Annotated in this window: 19 protein-coding genes and 1 pseudogene; 9 read left to right on the forward strand and 11 right to left on the reverse strand. The window is 67.5% G+C overall.

Annotation, left to right across the window (positions count from 1 at the left end):
- The first annotated feature begins 59 nt into the window (after nucleotides 1-59).
- Nucleotides 60-479 (forward strand): nucleoside-diphosphate kinase, encoded by a 420-nt coding sequence (gene ndk / locus OVA11_RS11725; protein ID WP_096051170.1) that lies wholly within the window; start codon nucleotides 60-62, stop codon nucleotides 477-479.
- Here the strand turns inward: ndk and OVA11_RS11730 are convergent.
- The gene (locus OVA11_RS11730; RefSeq protein WP_268067569.1) at nucleotides 476-718 is read right to left on the reverse strand and encodes a hypothetical protein; all 243 of its coding nucleotides are present in this window, start codon (nucleotides 716-718) and stop codon (nucleotides 476-478) included. The two genes, ndk and OVA11_RS11730, sit on opposite strands and share 4 nt — an antisense overlap.
- Between OVA11_RS11730 and OVA11_RS11735 the strand changes: the two genes are divergently transcribed.
- Nucleotides 602-1201, forward strand: a complete 600-nt coding sequence (locus tag OVA11_RS11735) for a YoaK family protein (RefSeq protein WP_268068955.1) — start codon at nucleotides 602-604, stop codon at nucleotides 1199-1201. The genes OVA11_RS11730 and OVA11_RS11735 overlap by 117 nt on opposite strands.
- On the opposite strand, the gene OVA11_RS11740 is transcribed toward OVA11_RS11735, so the two are convergent.
- The 3 genes from OVA11_RS11740 to purM all read right to left on the reverse strand — a co-directional run bounded on the left by OVA11_RS11740 (nucleotide 1198) and on the right by purM (nucleotide 3500).
- Entirely contained in the window at nucleotides 1198-1815 is a 618-nt protein-coding gene (locus OVA11_RS11740) for a DedA family protein (RefSeq protein ID WP_268067570.1), read from the reverse strand. The genes OVA11_RS11735 and OVA11_RS11740 overlap by 4 nt on opposite strands.
- Before the next feature lie 78 nt (nucleotides 1816-1893).
- Nucleotides 1894-2475, reverse strand: a complete 582-nt coding sequence (gene purN, locus OVA11_RS11745) for a phosphoribosylglycinamide formyltransferase (RefSeq protein ID WP_268067571.1) — start codon at nucleotides 2473-2475, stop codon at nucleotides 1894-1896.
- Entirely contained in the window at nucleotides 2475-3500 is a 1026-nt protein-coding gene (purM, locus tag OVA11_RS11750; RefSeq protein WP_268067572.1) for a phosphoribosylformylglycinamidine cyclo-ligase, read from the reverse strand. Before purM ends, purN begins: the two co-directional genes overlap by 1 nt.
- Before the next feature lie 125 nt (nucleotides 3501-3625).
- On the opposite strand from purM, the gene rnd reads away from it, so the two are divergent.
- The 3 genes from rnd (at nucleotide 3626) to OVA11_RS11765 (ending at nucleotide 8126) form a co-directional block, all read left to right on the forward strand.
- Nucleotides 3626-4795, forward strand: coding sequence for a ribonuclease D (rnd, locus tag OVA11_RS11755; protein ID WP_268067573.1), 1170 nt, complete (start codon nucleotides 3626-3628; stop codon nucleotides 4793-4795).
- A gap of 248 nt (nucleotides 4796-5043) precedes the next feature.
- Nucleotides 5044-6726, forward strand: a complete 1683-nt coding sequence (locus OVA11_RS11760) for an ATP-binding protein (RefSeq protein WP_268067574.1) — start codon at nucleotides 5044-5046, stop codon at nucleotides 6724-6726.
- Between the two features lie 104 nt (nucleotides 6727-6830).
- Nucleotides 6831-8126, forward strand: a complete 1296-nt coding sequence (locus tag OVA11_RS11765) for a serine hydrolase domain-containing protein (protein ID WP_268067575.1) — start codon at nucleotides 6831-6833, stop codon at nucleotides 8124-8126.
- 31 nt (nucleotides 8127-8157) lie between these two features.
- Here OVA11_RS11765 and OVA11_RS11770 read toward each other — a convergent pair whose 3' ends face one another.
- The 5 genes from OVA11_RS11770 to hdaA form a co-directional block, all read right to left on the reverse strand.
- Entirely contained in the window at nucleotides 8158-8427 is a 270-nt protein-coding gene (locus OVA11_RS11770; RefSeq protein WP_268067576.1) for a hypothetical protein, read from the reverse strand.
- Between the two features lie 155 nt (nucleotides 8428-8582).
- Nucleotides 8583-10082, reverse strand: coding sequence for a Ppx/GppA phosphatase family protein (locus tag OVA11_RS11775; RefSeq protein WP_268067577.1), 1500 nt, complete (start codon nucleotides 10080-10082; stop codon nucleotides 8583-8585).
- A 90-nt stretch (nucleotides 10083-10172) separates the two neighbouring features.
- The gene (locus tag OVA11_RS11780; protein WP_268067578.1) at nucleotides 10173-10568 is read right to left on the reverse strand and encodes a hypothetical protein; all 396 of its coding nucleotides are present in this window, start codon (nucleotides 10566-10568) and stop codon (nucleotides 10173-10175) included.
- Nucleotides 10565-12775, reverse strand: a complete 2211-nt coding sequence (locus OVA11_RS11785; RefSeq protein ID WP_268067579.1) for an RNA degradosome polyphosphate kinase — start codon at nucleotides 12773-12775, stop codon at nucleotides 10565-10567. Before OVA11_RS11785 ends, OVA11_RS11780 begins: the two co-directional genes overlap by 4 nt.
- A gap of 256 nt (nucleotides 12776-13031) precedes the next feature.
- Nucleotides 13032-13730, reverse strand: a complete 699-nt coding sequence (gene hdaA / locus OVA11_RS11790) for a DnaA regulatory inactivator HdaA (RefSeq protein ID WP_268067580.1) — start codon at nucleotides 13728-13730, stop codon at nucleotides 13032-13034.
- 151 nt (nucleotides 13731-13881) lie between these two features.
- On the opposite strand from hdaA, the gene OVA11_RS11795 reads away from it, so the two are divergent.
- Complete coding sequence (locus tag OVA11_RS11795) at nucleotides 13882-14403, forward strand: hypothetical protein (RefSeq protein WP_268067581.1); 522 nt, start codon at nucleotides 13882-13884, stop codon at nucleotides 14401-14403.
- Between the two features lie 554 nt (nucleotides 14404-14957).
- The gene (locus OVA11_RS11805; RefSeq protein WP_268067582.1) at nucleotides 14958-15698 is read left to right on the forward strand and encodes an EcsC family protein; all 741 of its coding nucleotides are present in this window, start codon (nucleotides 14958-14960) and stop codon (nucleotides 15696-15698) included.
- A gap of 225 nt (nucleotides 15699-15923) precedes the next feature.
- On the opposite strand, the pseudogene OVA11_RS19815 reads toward OVA11_RS11805, so the two are convergent.
- Together OVA11_RS19815 and OVA11_RS11815 are read right to left on the reverse strand one after the other, a co-directional pair.
- Nucleotides 15924-16242, reverse strand: a pseudogene (locus OVA11_RS19815) (hypothetical protein).
- Nucleotides 16243-16481: 239 nt separating this feature from the next.
- Nucleotides 16482-16997, reverse strand: a complete 516-nt coding sequence (locus tag OVA11_RS11815) for a GNAT family N-acetyltransferase (RefSeq protein ID WP_268067583.1) — start codon at nucleotides 16995-16997, stop codon at nucleotides 16482-16484.
- A 139-nt stretch (nucleotides 16998-17136) separates the two neighbouring features.
- Between OVA11_RS11815 and secG the strand changes: the two genes are divergently transcribed.
- Nucleotides 17137-17604: a preprotein translocase subunit SecG gene (gene secG, locus OVA11_RS11820; RefSeq protein WP_012640311.1), complete on the forward strand. Its 468-nt coding sequence runs from the start codon at nucleotides 17137-17139 to the stop codon at nucleotides 17602-17604.
- A 114-nt stretch (nucleotides 17605-17718) separates the two neighbouring features.
- Entirely contained in the window at nucleotides 17719-19371 is a 1653-nt protein-coding gene (locus OVA11_RS11825; RefSeq protein WP_268067584.1) for a CTP synthase, read from the forward strand.
- The last annotated feature ends 99 nt before the right edge of the window (nucleotides 19372-19470 follow it).

Consider the following 19470-nt stretch of genomic DNA (forward strand, 5'->3'; position numbering starts at 1 on the left):
GGCGCACGGCTATAAGCCCGCAACCTCCCAATTCACAACTTTTCTGTGAGATCACTGTCGTGACCGAACGCACCTTCTCGATCATCAAGCCGGACGCCACGCGTCGTAACCTGACCGGCGCCATCAACGCTGTGATCGAAGCCGCCGGCCTGCGCATCGTCGCTCAGCGCCGCGTGAAGCTGACCGAAGCCCAAGCCAAGAAGTTCTACGAAGTCCACGCCGAGCGTCCGTTCTACGGCGAACTCGTGGGCCAGATGACCGCCGAGCCGGTCGTCGTCCAAGTGCTGCAAGGCGACAACGCCGTCCTGAAGTACCGTGAAGTCATGGGCGCCACGAACCCGGAAAACGCCGACGAAGGCACCATCCGCAAGCTGTTCGCCCTGTCGATCGGTGAAAACTCGGTCCACGGCTCGGACAGCCTGGAGAACGCCGGCATCGAAATCGCCCAGTTCTTCACGGAAGAAGAAATCGTCGGCTAATCGCCGTCGACATTTCTGATGACGCAGAGCGGCCGGATCGGTGACGATCCGGCCGCTTTCTTTTGTGCGGAGGCCGGGACGTGCAGCACTACGGACGCGGCGAGGTGGCGCTGGCGGTGACGCTGTCGGGCGTGGCGGGCTATGTCGACGCGATCGGCTTTCTCAAGCTGGGCGGCTTCTTCGTCTCGTTCATGAGCGGCAACTCCACGCGGCTGGGCGTGGCGCTCGCAACGGCGCATTGGACGGCGGCGCTGACGGTCCTGGGGCTGGTCGCGGCCTTCGTCGCGGGCGTAGTGCTGGGCGCGCTCACGGCCCGGGCGCTGGGCGAGACGCGGCGCTCGCCGGTTCTGGTCCTGGAGGCCATGTTGCTGGCGATCGGCGCGATCCTGCTTGCGCTGGGACACGATCGCGCCGGGATTGCGGCGGTGGCGATGGCGATGGGCGCCGAGAATGCGGTCTTCCAGCGCAACGGCGACGTCACTGTGGGCCTGACCTACATGACCGGCGCCTTGGTCAAGGTCGGGCAAAGGATCGCCGGCGCGATCGTCGGTGGAGAGCCGCGCGACTGGTGGCGCTATGCGCTGCTATGGACGGGCCTGGCGTGCGGCGGCGCGCTGGGGGCTCTGACCTATCTGGCGGTGGCGGCGGCGGCGCTGTGGATCGCCGTGGCCATCGTGCTGGGCGGCGCGCTGTGGGCCGAGCGACGTTACCGCTCGGTCTAGGCCAGGACGGCGCGCGGGCGCTGGAAAGCCAGCCAGATCGTGGCGACGATGATCAGCGCCGCGACCGCCAGCGGACCGGCCACGCCGGGATCAAGATCCAGGCGCTGCAGATTGACGACGGCGAAATAGCCCGGGGCCATCAGCGACACGACCCAGATCGGCGCGGTCAGCGCGCTGGCGATATGGAACCGCCAGGGGCGGGCGCGGCTCATGCCGGCCAGGATCGGGATCATCGGGCGGACGGGGCCGAGATAGCGGGCGGCGATGATCGCCACCGTGCCGTAGCGGCGGGCCAGCAGCTTGGCGCGGGCGAACAGGCGCCGACGGCCCGAGAACAGCATCCGAGCGCCATGGCGGCCGCCCAGACGGTGGCCCAGCAGATAGGACAGGGCGTCACCGACCGCCGCGCCGGCGCTGCACCACAGCACCGCCTCGACGGGATGCATGACGCCCTGAGCCACCAGAGCGCCGGCGGCCAGCATGACGCCGACGATGGGGATCAGAACGCCCACCACCAGCAGCGCTTCCAGCAGTGTCAGCACGAACAGCAGCCCGCCCGCCAACAAGCTGTTGTCGGCCGCGAGGGCGAAGGTCTGATTCAGGAAGGCGTCCATGGCGGCACTATCTCGTGCGACCATGACAATTCTCTGACCCAGCGTCGTAAATGCGCGTCAACCTTCGGCTTTCGCCGCTCAAAGGCCGCGGCAGAACGTCGCCAGGGTGTCGGCGTAGAGCCTGTGCTCCTGCTCCAGCACCCGGGCGGCCAGGGCGGGCTCGTCGTCGCCGGGCAGGATGGGCACGCGGGCCTGGCCCAGGATCGGACCCTCGTCGACGCCGGCCGTGACCAGATGGACCGTACAGCCGGCCTCGACCTCGCCGGCGGCGATGGCCCGAGCGTGGGTGTCCAGACCCGGATAGGCGGGCAGCAGGGACGGGTGGATGTTCAGCATCCGGCCCTCCCAGGCGTCGACCAGGAAGGGGGTCAGGATCCGCATGTAGCCTGCCAGGGCGATGACCTCGATTCCGCGCGCGCGCAGGGCCGCGTCGATGGCCCGCTCATGGGCCTCGCGGTCCTTGCCGAACGGCTTCTGGTCGACGCACAGCGCCTCGACCCCGGCTGTTGCGGCGATCTGAAGGCCCTTGGCGTCGGGCTTGTTGGCCAGCACGAGGGCGATCTCGAACGGACAGCCCGGCGGCTGGGCGGCGCGGACCAGGGCCTCCATATTGGAGCCCCGGCCCGAGATCAGGACGGCGACTTTGGTCTTGGGGCTCATCAGGCCTTGACCAGCTGCCCGCAGATAAAGGCGTCCTCGCCGGCGTTCAGCAGGGCGGCCAGCACCGGTTCGGCGTCGGCTTGCGCCACGATGAGAATAAAGCCCACGCCGCAGTTAAAGGTGCGGCGCATCTCGTGCTCGGTGATCCCGCCGGTCTGGGCCAGCCAGTCGAACACCGGCGGCATGGCCCAGCTGTTCCAGTCGAACTCGGCGGCCAGGCCCTCGGCGATGGCGCGCGGCGGGTTCTCGATCAGGCCGCCGCCGGTGATGTGGGCGCCGCCCTTGACGCGGCCAGACTTCAGAAGCGGCAACAGCGACTTCACATAGATGCGGGTCGGGGCCATCAGCGCTTCGGCCAGGGTCTTGCCGGCCTCGAACGGGCAGGGCGCGTCCCAGGCCAGACCCGAGCGCTCGACCACGCGGCGCACCAGCGAATAGCCGTTCGAGTGCGGCCCCGACGAGCCCAGGCCGATGATGATGTCGCCGGCGCGCTGCTGGTCCAGCTTGGGCAGCACCGCGTCGCGATTGACCGCGCCGACCGAGAAGCCGGCCAGGTCGTACTCGCCGTCGGCGTACATGCCCGGCATTTCGGCGGTCTCGCCGCCCACCAGGGCCGAGCCCGAGATCTTGCAGCCCTCGGCGATGCCGGCGACGACGCTCTTGGCCGTCTCGACGTCCAGCTTGCCGGTGGCGAAATAGTCCAGGAACATCAGCGGCTCGGCGCCCTGGGCCAGGAGGTCGTTGACGCACATGGCCACCAGGTCGATGCCGACCGTGGCGTGCATGCCCGTGTCGATGGCGATGCGCAGCTTGGTGCCGACGCCGTCGGTCGTCGTCACCAGCAGAGGATCGTCGTAGCCGGCCGCCTTCAGGTCGAACAGGGCGCCAAAGCCGCCCAGGCTGGCTTCCGCGCCCGGACGGCGCGTGGCCTTGGCCAGCGGCTTGATGGCGTCCACCAGGGCGTTGCCCGCATCGATATCGACACCCGCCTGGGCGTAGGTGAGGCCGTTGGGCAGATCGCTCATTCGCTCGCTCTGGTCTGTCGGAAGGCGACGACGCCGTCCGAACTCGCGGAAAATTTGCTTCCCGGCCATGCTTGGCGCGTCTTGACGCTTGCAGACTCGGGGGTGCGCGAGGCTATTAGCAGCGGATGAAGCTGATCACCACCACCGCCGAGTTGGCGGCGTTCTGTAATGGCCTTGCGGGCGAGCCTTTCGTCGCCGTGGACACCGAGTTCATGCGCGAGACGACCTACTGGCCCAAGCTGTGCCTGATCCAGGTCGCGTCCCCCACCCAGGAAGCGGTCATCGACCCGCTCGCCGATGATATCGATCTTGAGCCGCTGCTGGTCGTGATGCGTGACGAGCGCATCCTCAAGGTGTTCCACGCCGCCCGGCAGGACGTCGAGATCTTCAACAATCTGAAAGCGATGCCCAAGCCGCTGTTCGACACGCAGGTGGCGGGCATGGCGGCCGGCTTCGGCGAGCAGATCGCCTATGACGCCCTGGTGCGTCAGATGCTGCGGATCGAGATCGACAAGTCCAGCCGCTTCACCGACTGGGCCCGACGTCCGCTCACCGACGCGCAGCTCAGCTACGCCCTGGCCGACGTCACCCACCTGGCCAAGCTGTTCCCGATCCTGCGCGAGCGCCTGGAAACCTCGGGCCGTCTGGCCTGGGTCGAGGAGGAGATGACCGCCATCTCCGATCCGGCCGCCTATGATGTTGACCCGGAAAAGGCCTGGCGTCGCCTGCGTCCGCGCAAGACCGCGCCGAAGTATCTGGCCGTGTTCAAGGCCGTCGCCGCCTGGCGCGAGCGCACCGCCCAGAACCGCGACCAGCCGCGCGGCCGGATCCTGAAGGACGAGGCCATTGACGAGCTGGCCACCCAGACGCCCGGCAATCTCGAGGCGCTGAACAATCTGCGAGGCGTGCCCAAGGGCTTTGGCGGCAGCAAGTTCGGTCCCGACCTGCTGGCGGCGATCAAGGACGCTCTGGCCGATCCGGAAGGCTACGCGCCCGTCGTCGACAAGCCCGGCCCGCCGCCGCCCCAGAACGCCGGCGCCGTCGTCGAGCTCCTCAAGGTGCTGCTGAAGGCGCGTGCGGAAGAGGCCGGTGTGGCCTCCAAGCTGATCGCCACGGTGTCCGACCTTGAGAAGATCGCCGCCGATGACAACGCCACGACGCCCGCCCTGGCGGGCTGGCGACGCGAAGCGTTCGGTTCCGACGCGCTCAAGATCAAGCGCGGCGAACTGGCGCTGGTGCTGGACGGCGCCCGTGTGCGGGTGGTCGAGGTTCGGCGGGCGCCCAAGAACGATTGATCGTCCTTGTTTGGGGCTCAAATTCGCGGTCTTGGCGTCCCGCCGGCGCCTCGATCGCGAGTTTTAGGTGCCTGACTGACCTCGCGCGCGATGCGGGCGTCTCTCAAGCCTGTCTCGCTTGGACGGGCTGATCTAAAGTCGATATGCAGGCGCCGGGGGCATTGCGTTAGAGCGCTTTCGGGCGGTTCGATGGCTTACGCTTGAACCTAACGCGATCTAAAGTCGGGCAGACTGGGTGGCGCGTCCAGATGGGAACGGTGTTGCGGACATTCTGGACAAACCTGGCGGAGGACTATCGCCCGGCGGCGTTGTCGCGCCGCAAGCAGGTTCCGCTGCGTCTGTTCGTGATCGTCACCCTGTGCGTGGCGGCCTTGATCCTCAAGAACATGCCGTTCCTGTTCGTCTGGTCGGTCGCCTACCTCGTCGTACAGATCTGTGAACTCTATGCGCTGAAGCGGTTCATTAGCGCCGCTGACCCGACCGACCGCGTCTGGTTCAACCTTGTTTCCGATGTCGCCCTGGCCACGGTGTTCGGCTGGCTGGCCCTGCCGTTGTGGGAGATGGGCACGCCCGCCGGGGCCGCCGGGGCGATCCTGCTCTTGTCGGCCTCGATCTTCACCGCCCTGATGGGGGCTGAAGGCTGCATGGTCGCGTTCATCAGCGGCGCGGGGCCGCACGTGGCCTATCTGTTCATCACGCCTCTGCTGGCGGGCGGCGGCGGTGATCCGGTCTTGCCGTACTTCCTGATCGGCGGCGGGCTGTTCAGCCTGACCATCGCCATGACCTTCCTGTGGTCGCACCGGGCGATGAAGGCCGAGCGGGAGGCGCGACGCGCCGCCGAGGCCCAAGTGGCCGCACGTTCGGCCCTGATCGCCATGGTCAGCCATGAACTGCGAACCCCGATCAACGCCATCGTCAATGGCGCTGGACGCTTGGACGCAGGCAGCGCCGGTCTCATCGCCGATGCGGGCCGGATGATGCGCACCCTGCTCAACGACCTGCTGGATCTGTCCAAGATCGAGGCCGGCCGCATGGGCGTCGAAATGGTGGACCACGACCTGCGGGCTCAGGTGTCCGACACCGTCGATTTCTGGCGCGGGGCGGCTGAGGCCAAGGGGCTGACCCTGACCTTGACCGGCGCCGAGCGACTGCCGCGCTGGGTGCGGGGCGATCCGATGCGTCTGCGGCAGGTGCTGAATAACCTGATCAGTAACGCCGTGAAGTTCACAACGGAAGGCGGCGTCACCGTCGACATCCAACCGGTCGCAAGTGAGGCGTCGGCTGTTGAGATCGAGGTTCGCGACACCGGACCAGGTCTCACCGAGGCGCAGATCAACCGGCTGTTCGATCCCTATGAGCAGCTTGGAGGCGAGACCGCGCGGAACTTCGGCGGCACCGGTCTTGGCCTGGCGATCAGTCGGGACCTTACGCGCCTGATGGGCGGTGAGCTCGCCGCCAGCTCTGCGCCGGAGGGCGGCGCGCGGTTCGTCCTGCGGCTGCCGACCCCGGCGGGAGCCGAGCCGATGAGCCACGAGTCCGAGGCTGACGAGAGCGTCGGCCTTGTCCCGCGCGCGGACGCGCCGCGGATCCTGGTCGTCGACGATCACGACATCAACCGGCGAACCTTGCGAGGGATTCTGGAAGCGTTCGGGGCCGTCGTCGATGTCGCCGAGGATGCGCTGAGCGCCCTGGCGGTGTGCGAGGATCAGCAGTTCGACGCCATCGTGATGGATGTGCGCATGCCGGGCATGGACGGGCTGGAGGCGACGCGCCGGCTCCGCGCGGCGGGCCTCAATCGTCAGACGCCCGTGGTGGCGGTCACCGGCGCGGTCTCGGACGACGAGGTCGCGGCCTGTCGCGATGCGGGCATGACCGCCTGCGTCGCCAAACCTGTGAGCGCCCGCGAGCTTTATGCCGCCTTGTTCGCCTGAGGGCAGTGTTAGCGCCTGACGATCGGCGGCTTCTTCACTAGAAATAGATGCGGCGCTGCGAGTCGACGCGCCGCTGATTTGCCCCCTAACCGCCGCAGGATCCCGTGCCCAAAAACGACCCCGAGCGCGTCGAGGTCAGTAAGCCGCATCGCATCTGGGTGGCCCTCGGCGCGGCGGTGCTGCTGCTGCTGTTGCTTCTCGGCGCGATGCTCCTGCCGCGCACCACCGGTCGCCTGACGAGCGCGCCGCATGGTCTGGCCGCCGCGCCCGCGCCGCCCGAACGGCCGCAAGACTGGCGGGGTGATATCGACTATCGTGCCATGGACAGCCGCCTGCGGGCGATGATGACCGATCGGTCGATGCAGGGACTGGCGGTCGCCGTCGTCGAGAAGGGGCGACTTTCCTTCGTTCAGGGTTATGGCGTCACGGCTGAGGGTGGGGCGCCGGTGGATGCGCGGACCGTGTTCCGCTGGGCCTCGCTGTCGAAAACCGTCGCGGGAACCCTGACCGCCCGATTGGCGGCCGATGGCGCGCTATCACTTCAGGATCCGCTTTCGGCGTTCGACACCAGCCTGAAACTGCCGGGCGACGCGCAGGTGGGCTTGACGCTGGAGCAACTGCTTTCCCAGCGCACGGGCCTGGGTCGCAACGCCTACGATGGTCGTCTTGAGGATGGGGAGGACCCGAACGTCATTCGCGGATCGTTCGCGGCGCTGAAGCCGGTGTGTCCCCCCGGGACCTGTCACACCTATCAGAACATCGCCTATGACACGATCACCGAGGTGATCCGCGCGCGCACCGGTCTCGACTATGCCGAAGCGGTCAAACGCCGCCTGTTCGAGCCCCTGGGCATGAAGAGTACGACTTTCGGGGAGGCCGGTTTGAAGTCCTCGGCCCAATGGGCCAGGCCGACGCGTCACGGTCGTGCGCTGCCGTTCTCTGATGCGTACTATCACGTGCCGGCTGCAGCGGGGGTCAACTCCACGATCGTTGACCTGGCGATCTGGATGCAGGCGCAGATGGGGTTGCGGCCCGACGTGCTGTCGTCGTCCGTGCTGGGCGAGGTTCAACGATCCAGGGTCGGCACCGGGCGTCCGTACGGCCGCCTCAACATCGCGCGGGAGCTCAAGGGACCGGGCTATGGCCTTGGCATGCGCAGCTTCACCTACCGCGGTCACGATCTGGTCGGCCACAGCGGCGGGGTGGCGGGGTATCGCGCGACCATGATGTTCGAGCCGGCGACACGGACGGGCATCGTCATGCTGTGGAACAGCGACGCCAACCTGCCGTTCCGCTATCAGGCCGAGTTCTTTGACCGCGTCTACGGGCTGCCCTTCACCGATTTTCTCGAGCTGGATCGGGGTGATCCGATGCCGAGTGGCTCAGAACTGGCGGACTAGCCGGGCAGACGCGGTCAGGAAGCCTGAGCGATCAACGAGCGAACTGGGAAAGCGCACCACCGGCGGCCAGGCCCAGAGCGCAGAAGACGCCGAGATGGAACACAATGCCGATGGCGACCGTGCGGCGAACCGACCAGCTGCTTTCCTGGGCGAACACGCGGCCCAGCTCCGATTGCAGGGTGCGCGCGGCGCTGGTCACCGGCGCGTCGTGGTCGTTGGCTACTCGGAGTTCGGGGCGCTTGCGAGCGGCCGGAGCCGAAGCGATAGCGTCGAGATAGTCGAACTTACGCTGCAACATCACTGACCTCCACGTTTGTTGTTGGAGGAAGGTTGCGCGTGGCAAGGCTAACAAACCGTGCTTTTTTCCTGCAGAATTGCGCGACATTCTGTCAATTGCCCCGTATTGGGGAAATTCACAGCCAGTTAATCATGATCTAAGTCTGAACTATACCTGTATTATGCCGCTGTGATCTTGGGCTTGAGGCCAAGATGCTGTGCTGCAGTATTGGCGCGCTTATTGGTTTGTTCACCAAGAACGAGGTCGGCAAAGCCCGGCTCTGCAGACACAATCAGATGGGCGCTATCAAGGGTCAGGCGCGAGTGGCCCAGCAGACTGGGGCTGCGGCCCGACAGATCGCACGCTAGGCGGATGGTCGCGCCCAGGGCGCGGGCGCGCTTCAGTTGGGCAGGACTGAGCAGGCGTTCCAGCGTCTCAAGTTCCGGCGGGTGGAAATTGGTGGCGTGGCGGGCATGAGCGGCGGTGGCCAGGAAGCAGCGCTCGGCGTGGCCCTGGCCGGCGATCGGCGCGCGCAGAACCTGTTCGAACACCAGGTCGGCGCGATGGTCGGGGTGCAGACGCACGCCCATGTCGGCCAGACGGCAGGCGGCGGAGATCAGCACGCGGTCCCGGTCGCCGAACAGCGGCGGAAGGCCCTCGAAGGCGGGCGCGATCCACGCGTCGAGCGCCGGGCCCAGTTCGTCGGCGACGCCCTGCCGATGGCCCAGCGCGCCGCAGCCTTCGATCAGGGGGTCCAGCCCTCGGACGCGGGGCGGCATGGCCTCGAACAGCAGCCCTTCGCGCACGCCATAGGCCGAGATCTCGATCCGCTTCAGCTGAAGCTGCTCGATCAGGGTCTCCAGCACGATGGCGGCGTAGGGCAGGGTCTCCGAGCGCTTCTTGCTCATGCCCTCTATGCGTTCCAGCGAGCTCTTGGACTGATGGGCCACTAGGCGTGCGGCCTCCAGCGCCTCGCCGGCGCTGATCGAGTACTGGTGAACGACGTGCAGCGGATAGCCTGACAGCCGCATGTGCAGCAGGGCGAGGTTGCGCCAGGCGCCGCCCACGGCGTGGAAGGTGTCGGTACGGAAATCGGCGGCGACGCGCGCCAGCCGCTCCTGGGCCAGGCGCCGTACGCGCTCGCCGTCGAAGCCGTTGCCGGTCCCGCCGGTACCCGCCAGGCTGAACGGGCCCAGCGGCAGGGTGACCCCACGGCCCGCACCGGTGGCCGACAGGTGAACCAGCTCGAGACTGGCCCCGCCCAGATCGCCGACCACGCCGGTCGCGTCCGGAGCGCCCGCCAGCACGCCGACGGCGGCGTAGTGAGCTTCTTCTTCGCCGGACAGCACGCGGACGGTGAAACCGGTCTCCTCGCGCACGCGCGTAATGAAGTGCGGGCCATCCAGGGCCTCGCGCGCCGCGGCGGTGGCCACCACGAAGGTCTCGGCCGGATTGACCGCCTCCAGCACAGCGCGGAAGCGCTTCAGCGCCTGCAGGGTCTGGACGACGCCCTCGGGCGACAGGCGGCCGGTCTTGGCAAGGTCGCGGCCTAGGCCCGCCAGCACCTTCTCGTTGAACACGGTCCAGATGGCGCGGCCTTCCAGCCGGTACACCACCAGGCGGACCGAGTTGGAACCGATATCGATGACAGCCGCGTCGCGCGGGGCCTGGAAGGGCATGCGCGTCCTTTAGCCTATTCCCCGTCGGGGGAAAGCGGGACCGATCGTCTCGCGACGAATTTCCATGGGGATGACTTTATCCGGTCCGGCCTAGGGATTGATCCGGCAGGCTACGGTGCGCCAGCCGTCGGCCTCGCGGCGGTGATAGCAGGTGCCGTAGGCCACCTGGTGGCCGTCGGCGCGGGGGCCGCCCTTGGTCAGGGCCCAGGGGGCAGGGCCCAGCAGCAGCATATCGGTGGACTTGGCGCTGGGACCGCAAGGCCCCCACCAGCGCACGCCATAGCCGCCGGCGATCCCGGGGCCGTAGACCTCGGCCGTGGCCTGGGCGAGTTTCTCCACGCCCGGCGGCGGGGCGCCGAAGCGGTCGAAGCCGGGACGGGCGGGCAGGGCCTGGATCGCGCAGATCGCCTCGCGCCGCTCGCCCTTGGGCGCGCAGCCGGCGAGGATCGGGACCAGCAGCAGCGCGGCGAAGGCTGTGCGCCTCACCGCTTGCGCTTGGGGCCCACGTGGTCGAAGGCGCGCGGCAGGTCTCGGGCCCCGTGACCGCGTCCCGACAGGCTGGGATTGGTCATGAAGTAGTCGTGGGCCGAGAACGCGCCCTTGGTCTTCCAGGCCGGGTCGCGGGCGTAGTCGCCTTCGCTGCCCAGCTTCCAGCTCTGGGCCTCGTCATTGAGGTTGGCGACCATGATCTGGTCCAGCACCTGCTGGTGCACGGTCGGGTTCTCGATCGGCACCAGGCTCTCGACCCGGCGGTCGAGGTTGCGCGGCATCCAGTCGGCCGAGCTCATATAGAGCCGCGTCTGGGCGCTGGGCATCGGCGCGCCGTTGGCGAAGGCCACGATGCGCGAGTGCTCCAGGAACCGGCCGACGATCGACTTGACCCGAATGTTCTCCGACAGACCCTTGATGCCCGGCCGCAGGCAGCAGATGCCGCGCACCACCAGATCGATCTGCACGCCCGCCTGGCTTGCCTTGTACAGCGCGTCGATGATCTGCGGATCCACGACCGCGTTCATCTTGGCCCAGATCGCCGCCGGCCGGCCCTCGCGTGCGGCGTCGGCTTCCAGGGCGATCATTCGCAGGAGATCGGGCTTCAGCGTCTGGGGCGAGAACGACAGCTTCTCCAGCCGCCCGGGCTGGGCGTAGCCGGTGATGAAGTTGAAGAGCTTGCCGCCATCGCGCCCCAGGGCCGGGTCGCAGGTGAACAGGCTAAGGTCTGTGTAAACCCTGGCCGTCTGCGGGTGATAGTTGCCGGTGCCATAGTGGCAGTAGGTGCGCAGGGCCTCGCCCTCGCGGCGCACCACCACCGACAGCTTGGCGTGGGTCTTCCAGTCGACGAAGCCGAACACCACGTGCACGCCCGCCCGCTCCAGGTCGCGCGCCCACTTGAGGTTATTTTCCTCGTCGAAGCGCGCCTTGATCTCCACCAGCGCCGTGACGTTCTTGCCGTTGTCGGCCGCCTCGATCAGGGCCGCCACGATCGGGCTGTCCTTGGAGGTGCGATAGAGGGTCTGCTTGATCGCCAGCACGTTGGGATCGCGCGCGGCCTGGCGCAGGAACTGCACCACCACATCGAAGCTCTCGAACGGGTGGTGGACCAGGATGTCCTTCTCGCGGATCGCCGCGAAGCAGTCGCCGCCGTGGTCGCGGATGCGCTCGGGGAAGCGGGCGTTGAAGGGCGGGAACTTCAGGTCCGGACGGTCCGGCGGGATCAGTTCGCTCATCTGGGCCAGGCCCAGCTTGCCCTCGACCAGCACCACGTCCTCGGGCTCGGCGCGCAGGCCCTCGGTGATGAAGTCGCGCAGGTCGGCCGGCATGGTGGTCTGGATCTTGACCCGCACCACCTGGCCCAGACGCCGCTTCTTCAGCCGCGCCTCGAACTCGCGCACCAGGTCTTCGGCCTCTTCCTCGATTTCGAGATCGCTGTCGCGGATCAGGCGGAACAGACCCCGGCCCTCGACCTCGTAGCCGGGGAACAGGTGCTCCAGGAAGAGGATGATCAGGCTCTCCAGCGCCACGATCTTGCGCTGGCGCTTGCGCCCGCGCGACACCACCGAGCTCAATTCCCAGAACCGCCGCACCTGCGAGGGGATCGGCGCCAGGGCGTAGAGGTGCTTGTCGTCGGCGATCCGCCGCAGCTTCAGCGCCAGGCAGAAGCCCAGGTTCGGGATGAACGGGAACGGGTGGGCCGGGTCGATGGCCAGCGGCGTCAGCACCGGGAAGATCTGGTTGCGGAAGATCTCCTCGGCCCGGACCTTGTCGTCGCCCTCGATGTCCTTGGCGTCCAGCAGCTTCAGGCCCTCGTCCCACAGCTGGGTGCGCAGCAGGCGCCAGATCTTCTGCTGCTCGGCCATCAGCTCGGCGGCCGAGGCGTTGATGCGGTTCAACTGCTCGCTGGGGATCAGGCCGTCCTGGCTGATGACCCGCACGCCCTCGCGCACCTGACCTTTGAGGCCGGCCACGCGCACCATGTAGAATTCGTCGAGGTTGTTGGCGCTGATCGACAGGAACCTTAAGCGCTCCAGCAGCGGGTGGCGGGGATTGGAGCTCTCCTCCAGCACCCGCTGGTTGAAGGCCAGCCACGACAGCTCGCGATTGAAGAACCGTTCGGGCGAGGCCATCAGCTCGGCGTCGAGCGACAACCCGCTGGCGGGGACTTCGGCGTTGGCGGCGATCGGCAGGGCGTCGGTCATGTCATCTATATAGGCGAACTTTGTTCCGTCATGGTGAACAAGCTCGGTGACGCGGTGAAGACAGGGAAAATGAATCCCTCTCTCTTCGAGAGAGGGAGGGGCCCGCGCCGCAGGCGCGGGAGGGTGAGTGGTTACGAGCCCTTCAAGCCCTGGCGGTGATCGTCATTCGGCGGCGCGAACGCCTGAGACGTTTTATCCTCTCACCCTCCCACCGCTGCGCGGCGGGCCCCTCCCTCTCTCCACGAGAGAGGGATTTTTACCCCGCCTCATCCTCCCCCTCGAACCCCTCCAGCACTTCGCGCGCCAAGGCCTTGTTCAGCTCGCGCCGGCGCGCGGCGGCTTCCTCGTCCAGCAGGTCGGCCGCGGCGATGGCTTCGGCGGCCGAGCGGGGCAGGCGGGCGACGAGGTAGGGATAGAGGTCCGGCTCGGGCTTCAACAGCCGCTGGGCGAAGGCCCGCCGCAGCACCGCCTCCAGCACCGCGTCGTCGGGCTCGTCGAGGACCGCCACCGACAGGGCGTTCAGCCGCGAGCGCAGGTCCGGCACCGCCGTCTCCCAGGCCAGGGGCGCGACCCGGCCGGTCAGCAGCACGGTCCCGCCGTCCACCCCGGCCATGTTCAGAAGGTGAAACAGCGCCTCGTCGCTCAGCGCGCCGCCCTGCGCGCGGCGGTCGGCGTCCTCGACCAGCACCGGCCGGCCGCGCAGAGCCGCCAGATCCAGCGGCGCGGCGGCCGGATCGGCCGCGTCCACCACCACGGCCCCGACCTCCTGGGCCCAGGCCCGCGCCAGATGCGTCTTGCCGCCGCCCGCCGGGCCCACCAGAGCCAGCCGCCCCTCCGGCCAGGCCAGCCACGCATCGACCCGCGCCACCGCCTCGGCGTTGACCGGCGAGACGGCGAAGTCCTCCCGGCCATAGCTGGGGGTGAGGGACAGCGGCAGTCGAAACTGGGTGGACAAGCCCTTGGGGTCCGGCGTGGTGAACGTCAGGCCAAGGATATAGGCCGCTTCGGCGGGGCGGGGGAGGTGGCGGGGCTGGGGATGATGGGGATTAGGGCGTGGGAGGTGTGGATGGGGTTGGCGAGCGAGTTAGCTCGGTTAAGCTGACCTAATGAAGCTGGCTCCATATTCCTACAAAGCTGCTTATGAGCGGGTAGCAGAGCTCATTGGTTATCCTGTTGAGCGAAGCACTAGGATATTCGCAATTGAGGGTTTGCCTTCGGCTGGCAAATCATCGCTCGCATCTTGGTTAGCTTGGCAATTTGGAATGCCGGCTGTCCACCTCGATCTCTTCTTGATACCCGGCGATATCGGTAAAATAGCGTGGCGTGAAAGCGAAATAGCTGAAGCGATTAAGGGGCGCGTCGAGAGCAAACGTTCCCCGCTTATCGTCGAAGGTGTATTCTCTTTCGCCGTACTGGAGAGGCTCGGCTTGGCACCCGACTTGAAAATACTGGTAGAGAACCTGAACAACATATCTGACGATCCGCTGGTCGATATGACGCGTGCTAGATGCCAGGACCCTCAGTTTCTGAAATCGGTTGATCTTACTGTCAGGTGGAGCGATCCGATGTCGACTGCTGAGGAGGCCAAACTCGCCTTTCAGACGTCACTGGAGAGCTGGCGACCTTAGTCGTCATTTGACCGAGCCGCGCCCCCGCGCGGTCCCGTCCTTAAATCTCTTGGAGGCTGCAGCGTGCAGGACTGACCAAGTCAGTCAAGGACCGCCCTCCGGGCGGCCGCGCGGCGGCGACGCGGAGCGTCGTCCTTGAGTGACTTGGTCAGCCCTGCGATCGTCTCGCCGTGAGATGTAAGGCGGGCTCCTTCTCGGGCGAGAAGGGGCGGAACTGGGTCCAACATAACCCCCGACTTCCCCGGCGAATGCCGGGGCCCAGATTCATCCCGAGCGGTTTGGGCGGGCGCGACCTGCGGCCTTGCGAGCGCTTCGACGGCGGCGGGTTCGATCTGGACCCCGGCGTTCGCCGGGGAGGTCGGAGTTCAAAAGGTCCGTCATCCCGCGCTTTATGCGCGGGACCCATTTGTCCGCCGCACGGGCCTAGATCCCTCACGCGCTCACGGGGAAGCTGAACCATGGGTCCCGCGCATGAAGCGCGGGATGACGGGGTGGGTAGGGGTAGGGCTCAGCAAACCCTTCTCCCGCAAGGGGAGAAGGATTATCTCCACCCCATGACTCTCTCCCCCGACCTCCTCGCCTGGCGCGCCGACCTGATCCAGCCGCCGGGACCGTTGAACGGCCTGGCGCGGGCCGCGCAGCAGCGGATCAACAGGATCATCCCCGAAAAGGTCCACGCCGCCATCACCACGGCCATCGAGGGCATGACGCGGGCGATGCTGACCGGGGCCGATTTCGCGACGGGCTCGCCGCTCCATGACGTGACGCTGGACGAGCGCCGGGCGGCGGCGGCCAAGGCGATCGACGGCTGGAAGAAGACGGCCGCCGTCGAGGGCGGCGTCACCGGGGCGGGGGGCTTCCTGATGGCGGCGGCCGATTTCCCGCTGCTGATGAGCTTCAAGATCAAGCTGTTGTTCGAGATCGCCGCCATCTTCGGCCATGACGGCACAGCGCTGCCCGAGCGACTGTTCATCCTGCACGTCTTCGAGCTGGCCTTTTCCGACGGCGACCACCGGGCCGGGGCGCTGGCGTCTCTGGACCACTGGGACGCAAGGCCCCATCCCCAGCACCTGGACGACTTCGACTGGCGGGCCTTCCAGCAGCAGTACCGCGACCACATCGATCTGGCCAAACTGGTCCAGTTCATCCCCGTGGTCGGCGCGCCGCTGGGGGCGATCGTCAACTGGCGGCTTGTCGAGAAACTGGGCCATACGGCGGTGATGGCCTATCGCATGCGGGCCGAACAGGGGGCTTATCCCCGCATCGGCACGGGCGCTGAAATCCCTCTCTCCTAGAGAGAGGGAGGGGCCCGCGCCGCAGGCGCGGGAGGGTGAGGGGTTATGGTTTCGGCCGTGAAAACCCCGCCTTTTCAGTTTCTTGCCAGGCCCTGCCCGGTCCGGAAAGGTTGAAACCCCTCACCCTCCCAAGCTTTGCTTGGGCCCCTCCCTCTCCCTCTGGGAGAGGGAATTGGGTGAGCGTTCGCGGGCTTTCATCCCCGGCCTGAAAACCTGTCGTAGTCTCTATCCACCTCGTCGCGAGGAAAGGGCGCATGGCCAGCGACCATTTGCGGCGGCGGGGGGCGGTCGAGCGGGGACAGGTTCGAGGGGGTTACTCGGACGGTCCGGGGCTGAGCTTGCTGGGCTCACCCGCCCGCCGTCGGCGTGGTTGAGGGCAAAGGGATGTGTCTTAGCCTGGATTGGCTCGTCCTCCTCGACCGTCGGGCGCCTGGGAAACCAGGGGCTCGGGTCCCGGTAAGGCCTGAACAGGGCCACCTGACGGGACGCTGGCGGATAACGGCTGCGCGGAGCGTTCGGGCTTCGTCGAAACGGTATTTATCAAACAACTCCGGACGGATGTCCGGCGCTCCGCGTCCCTTTCCGAACCTTCAGCGGGAGACCGCGTGAGGCGACGGCGGCGCGTCCGTAGAAGCGCCCCCTCCGTCGCGTCGCCTGGCGGCGCCGCGCCACCTCCCCCGCAAGCGGGGCAGGAGGGCTGCGGTGTCCTCCTCACCCGTAAAACGGGGGAGGTGGCGCGCGGCGCAGCCGCGCGACGGAGGGGGCGCTTGGTGCGCCCCGACCCTAAAGCCTCAGCCCATAGACCCGCCGGTCGCGGCGCTCGCCGTCGCGGTGGACCGCGCCCTTCATGTAGCCGTCGGGGCGGAAGCCCAGCTTGGCCAGCAGGCGTTCGGCGGGGACGTCGCCGACGTGGACGCGGGCGGTGATGGCCTTGAGGCCGTCGGCGGCGATCTGGGCGAGGAGGGCGCTCAGGGCCTCCTGGCCAAAGCCCTGACCCCAGCCCTCGCGGGCGACGGCGAAGCGAATCTCGGCGGTGTCGCGGCGGCGGTCGATGTCGAACAGCTCGCAAAAGCCGATGAAGGCCCCGTCGGCCGCGCGGCGGATGGCCCAGTAGGCCGCGTCGCCGCCGGCCATCTCCTCGACCTGGGCGCCGACCCGCGCGGCGACCGCGTCGGGGTCCTCGATCGGCTCCTGGTCGAGGCTGGACATCACCTCGGCGTCGCTGAAGAACGGATAGATCAGCGGCGCGTCGTCGACCGTCAGCGGGGCGATGATGAGGCGTTCGGTCTCGAGGATCATGCGGTCCTTGGGAAAGGCTGGGGGACTTGCGTTTGCGTGTACGCTTCCCAGCTATGGCGCGGAGCCGCCTCTAGTGGTAGAGGGGCCGCTTCGTTTTTCGCGCGGGTTTGGCCCGCGCCCGGATCGAGAACACATTCGCATGCTCATCGGCGTTCTGCTGGCCATCAACATCGTCGTCTGCCTCGGCCTGATCGGGGTGGTGCTGCTGCAGCGCTCCGAGGGCGGCGCCCTGGGCATGGGCGGCAACTCGGGCGGCCTGATGACCGCGCGCGGCGCCGGCGACCTCCTGACCCGGATCACCTGGATCCTGTTCTCGATCTTCCTGACCATCAGCCTGGTGCTGACCATCCTGACCGGCCGTCTGGACAAGAGCGGCTCGGTCGCCGACAGCATCAAGGGCCTGGACGCCAAGACCCTGCAGAACGTTCCGGCCCCGACGCCGGCTCCTGGCTCGCTGAACTCGCTGCCCTCGTCGGCCCAGCCGGGCGGCATCCAGGCCCCGACGCCGCAGATCAACACCCCCGCGCCGGCCGTCCAGCAGCCCGCGCTCCTGGCCCCCGCCGAGCCGGCTCCGGCCACCGCCCCGGCCGGCCAGCCCAAGCCCTAACCGTCCCAGACGGCGCTTTCACCGACCCCCGAGGGCGACCTCGGGGGTTTAATCTTGTTGATGAACGCGGGTCTTTCTCCCCGCGTCCACGAATCACGAGTAATCTGATCGCCCATGACGCGGTACATCTTCATCACCGGCGGCGTGGTTTCCTCGCTTGGCAAAGGTCTGGCCTCGGCGGCGCTCGGCGCGCTGCTGCAAGCGCGCGGCTACAAGGTCCGCCTCCGTAAGCTCGACCCCTATCTCAACGTCGATCCGGGCACGATGAGCCCGTATCAGCACGGCGAGGTCTTCGTGACCGACGACGGGGCCGAAACCGACCTGGACCTTGGCCACTACGAGCGCTTCACCGGCGTGTCGGCGACCAAGGCCGACAACATCACCACCGGCCAGATCTACAAGACGATCATTGAGAAGGAGCGCCGCGGCGACTATCTGGGCGCGACCGTCCAGGTGATCCCGCACGTGACCAACGAGATCAAGGACTTCGTCCTGTCGCCGGCCATGGACGAGACGGGCGAGAAGGCCGTCGACTTCGTGCTGGTCGAGATCGGCGGCACGGTCGGCGACATCGAGGGCCTGCCATTCTTCGAAGCCATCCGCCAGCTGCGCCAGGACCTGCCGCGCGGCCAGAGCTGCTATGTGCACCTGACCCTGCTGCCGTTCATCAAGACGGCCGGCGAGATGAAGACCAAGCCGACCCAGCACTCGGTCAAGGAGCTGCGCTCGATCGGCATCCAGCCGGACATCCTGCTGTGCCGCTGCGAGCAGGAGATCCCGCCCGAGGAAAAGCGCAAGATCGCCCAGTTCTGCAACGTGCGGCCCAGCGCGGTGATCCAGGCGATGGACTCATCGTCCATCTACGCCGTGCCGATCGACTATCACGAGCAGGGTCTGGACGCCGAGGTGCTGGATGTCTTCGGCATGCGCGATGCGCCGGCCCCGGACCTGTCGCGCTGGAAGACCATCGACGACACCGTCCAGCATCCCGACGGCGAGGTCACCATCGCCGTCGTGGGCAAGTACACGGTGCTGAAGGACGCCTACAAGTCGCTGATCGAGGCGCTCCACCACGGGGGCCTGGCCAACAAGGTCAAGGTCAATCTCGACTGGGTCGAAAGCGAGACCTTCGAGGGCGACGAGGGCGCGGCTGCGGCGCGCCTGGAGAACGCCCACGCCATCATGGTGCCCGGCGGCTTCGGTGAACGCGGCGCCGAGGGCAAGATCCGCGCGGCCCAGTTCGCCCGTGAACGCAAGGTGCCGTACTTCGGTATCTGCTTCGGCATGCAGATGGCGGTCATCGAGACCCTGCGGAACGTCGCGGGAATCAAGGACGCCAGCTCCAGCGAATTTGGCCCCACAGAGCGTCCCGTGGTCGGCATCATGACCGAGTGGATCAAGGGCAACGAGACCGTTCAGCGCCGCGCCAACGACGACCTGGGCGGCACCATGCGCCTGGGGGCCTATGACGCGGTCCTGACGGCCGGCTCCAAGGTCGCTGAGATCTACGGCGCGACTGAGATCAGCGAGCGCCACCGCCACCGCTACGAGGTCAATATCGGCTACGTCCACCTGATGGAGGACGCGGGCCTGAAACTGACCGGTCGCTCGCCCAACGGCGTGCTGCCCGAAATCGTCGAGCGGGACGACCATCCGTGGTTCATCGGCGTCCAGTATCACCCCGAACTGAAGAGCCGTCCGTTCGCCCCGCACCCGCTTTTCGCCAGCTTTATCGCGGCGGCGAAGGAGCATGGACGCCTCGTCTGATCACGAGGTTGCATCTTCCCACAGATTCGGGCATAAGCCCGCCCTCACGCGGCGGCTCGGGCGCTCCCAAGCCGCCGCTCTCGATTTTCACGCTCAGCG

Source organism: Caulobacter sp. SL161 (assembly GCF_026672375.1).
In the GTDB taxonomy this organism is placed as follows: domain Bacteria; phylum Pseudomonadota; class Alphaproteobacteria; order Caulobacterales; family Caulobacteraceae; genus Caulobacter.

What these genes read in the sequence shown, in the direction of transcription:
- OVA11_RS11805 (WP_268067582.1), top strand. Translation starts at nt 14,958, where the DNA reads ATGACTCTCTCCCCCGACCTCCTCGCCTGGCGCGCCGACCTGATCCAG.
- OVA11_RS11785 (WP_268067579.1), bottom strand. Translation starts at nt 12,775, where the DNA reads ATGACCGACGCCCTGCCGATCGCCGCCAACGCCGAAGTCCCCGCCAGC.
- OVA11_RS11730 (WP_268067569.1), bottom strand. Translation starts at nt 718, where the DNA reads ATGCGCCGTTGCGAGCGCCACGCCCAGCCGCGTGGAGTTGCCGCTCAT.
- OVA11_RS11760 (WP_268067574.1), top strand. Translation starts at nt 5,044, where the DNA reads ATGGGAACGGTGTTGCGGACATTCTGGACAAACCTGGCGGAGGACTAT.
- OVA11_RS11795 (WP_268067581.1), top strand. Translation starts at nt 13,882, where the DNA reads ATGAAGCTGGCTCCATATTCCTACAAAGCTGCTTATGAGCGGGTAGCA.
- rnd (WP_268067573.1), top strand. Translation starts at nt 3,626, where the DNA reads ATGAAGCTGATCACCACCACCGCCGAGTTGGCGGCGTTCTGTAATGGC.
- OVA11_RS11775 (WP_268067577.1), bottom strand. Translation starts at nt 10,082, where the DNA reads ATGCCCTTCCAGGCCCCGCGCGACGCGGCTGTCATCGATATCGGTTCC.
- OVA11_RS11815 (WP_268067583.1), bottom strand. Translation starts at nt 16,997, where the DNA reads ATGATCCTCGAGACCGAACGCCTCATCATCGCCCCGCTGACGGTCGAC.
- purN (WP_268067571.1), bottom strand. Translation starts at nt 2,475, where the DNA reads ATGAGCCCCAAGACCAAAGTCGCCGTCCTGATCTCGGGCCGGGGCTCC.
- secG (WP_012640311.1), top strand. Translation starts at nt 17,137, where the DNA reads ATGCTCATCGGCGTTCTGCTGGCCATCAACATCGTCGTCTGCCTCGGC.
- purM (WP_268067572.1), bottom strand. Translation starts at nt 3,500, where the DNA reads ATGAGCGATCTGCCCAACGGCCTCACCTACGCCCAGGCGGGTGTCGAT.
- OVA11_RS11740 (WP_268067570.1), bottom strand. Translation starts at nt 1,815, where the DNA reads ATGGACGCCTTCCTGAATCAGACCTTCGCCCTCGCGGCCGACAACAGC.
- OVA11_RS11825 (WP_268067584.1), top strand. Translation starts at nt 17,719, where the DNA reads ATGACGCGGTACATCTTCATCACCGGCGGCGTGGTTTCCTCGCTTGGC.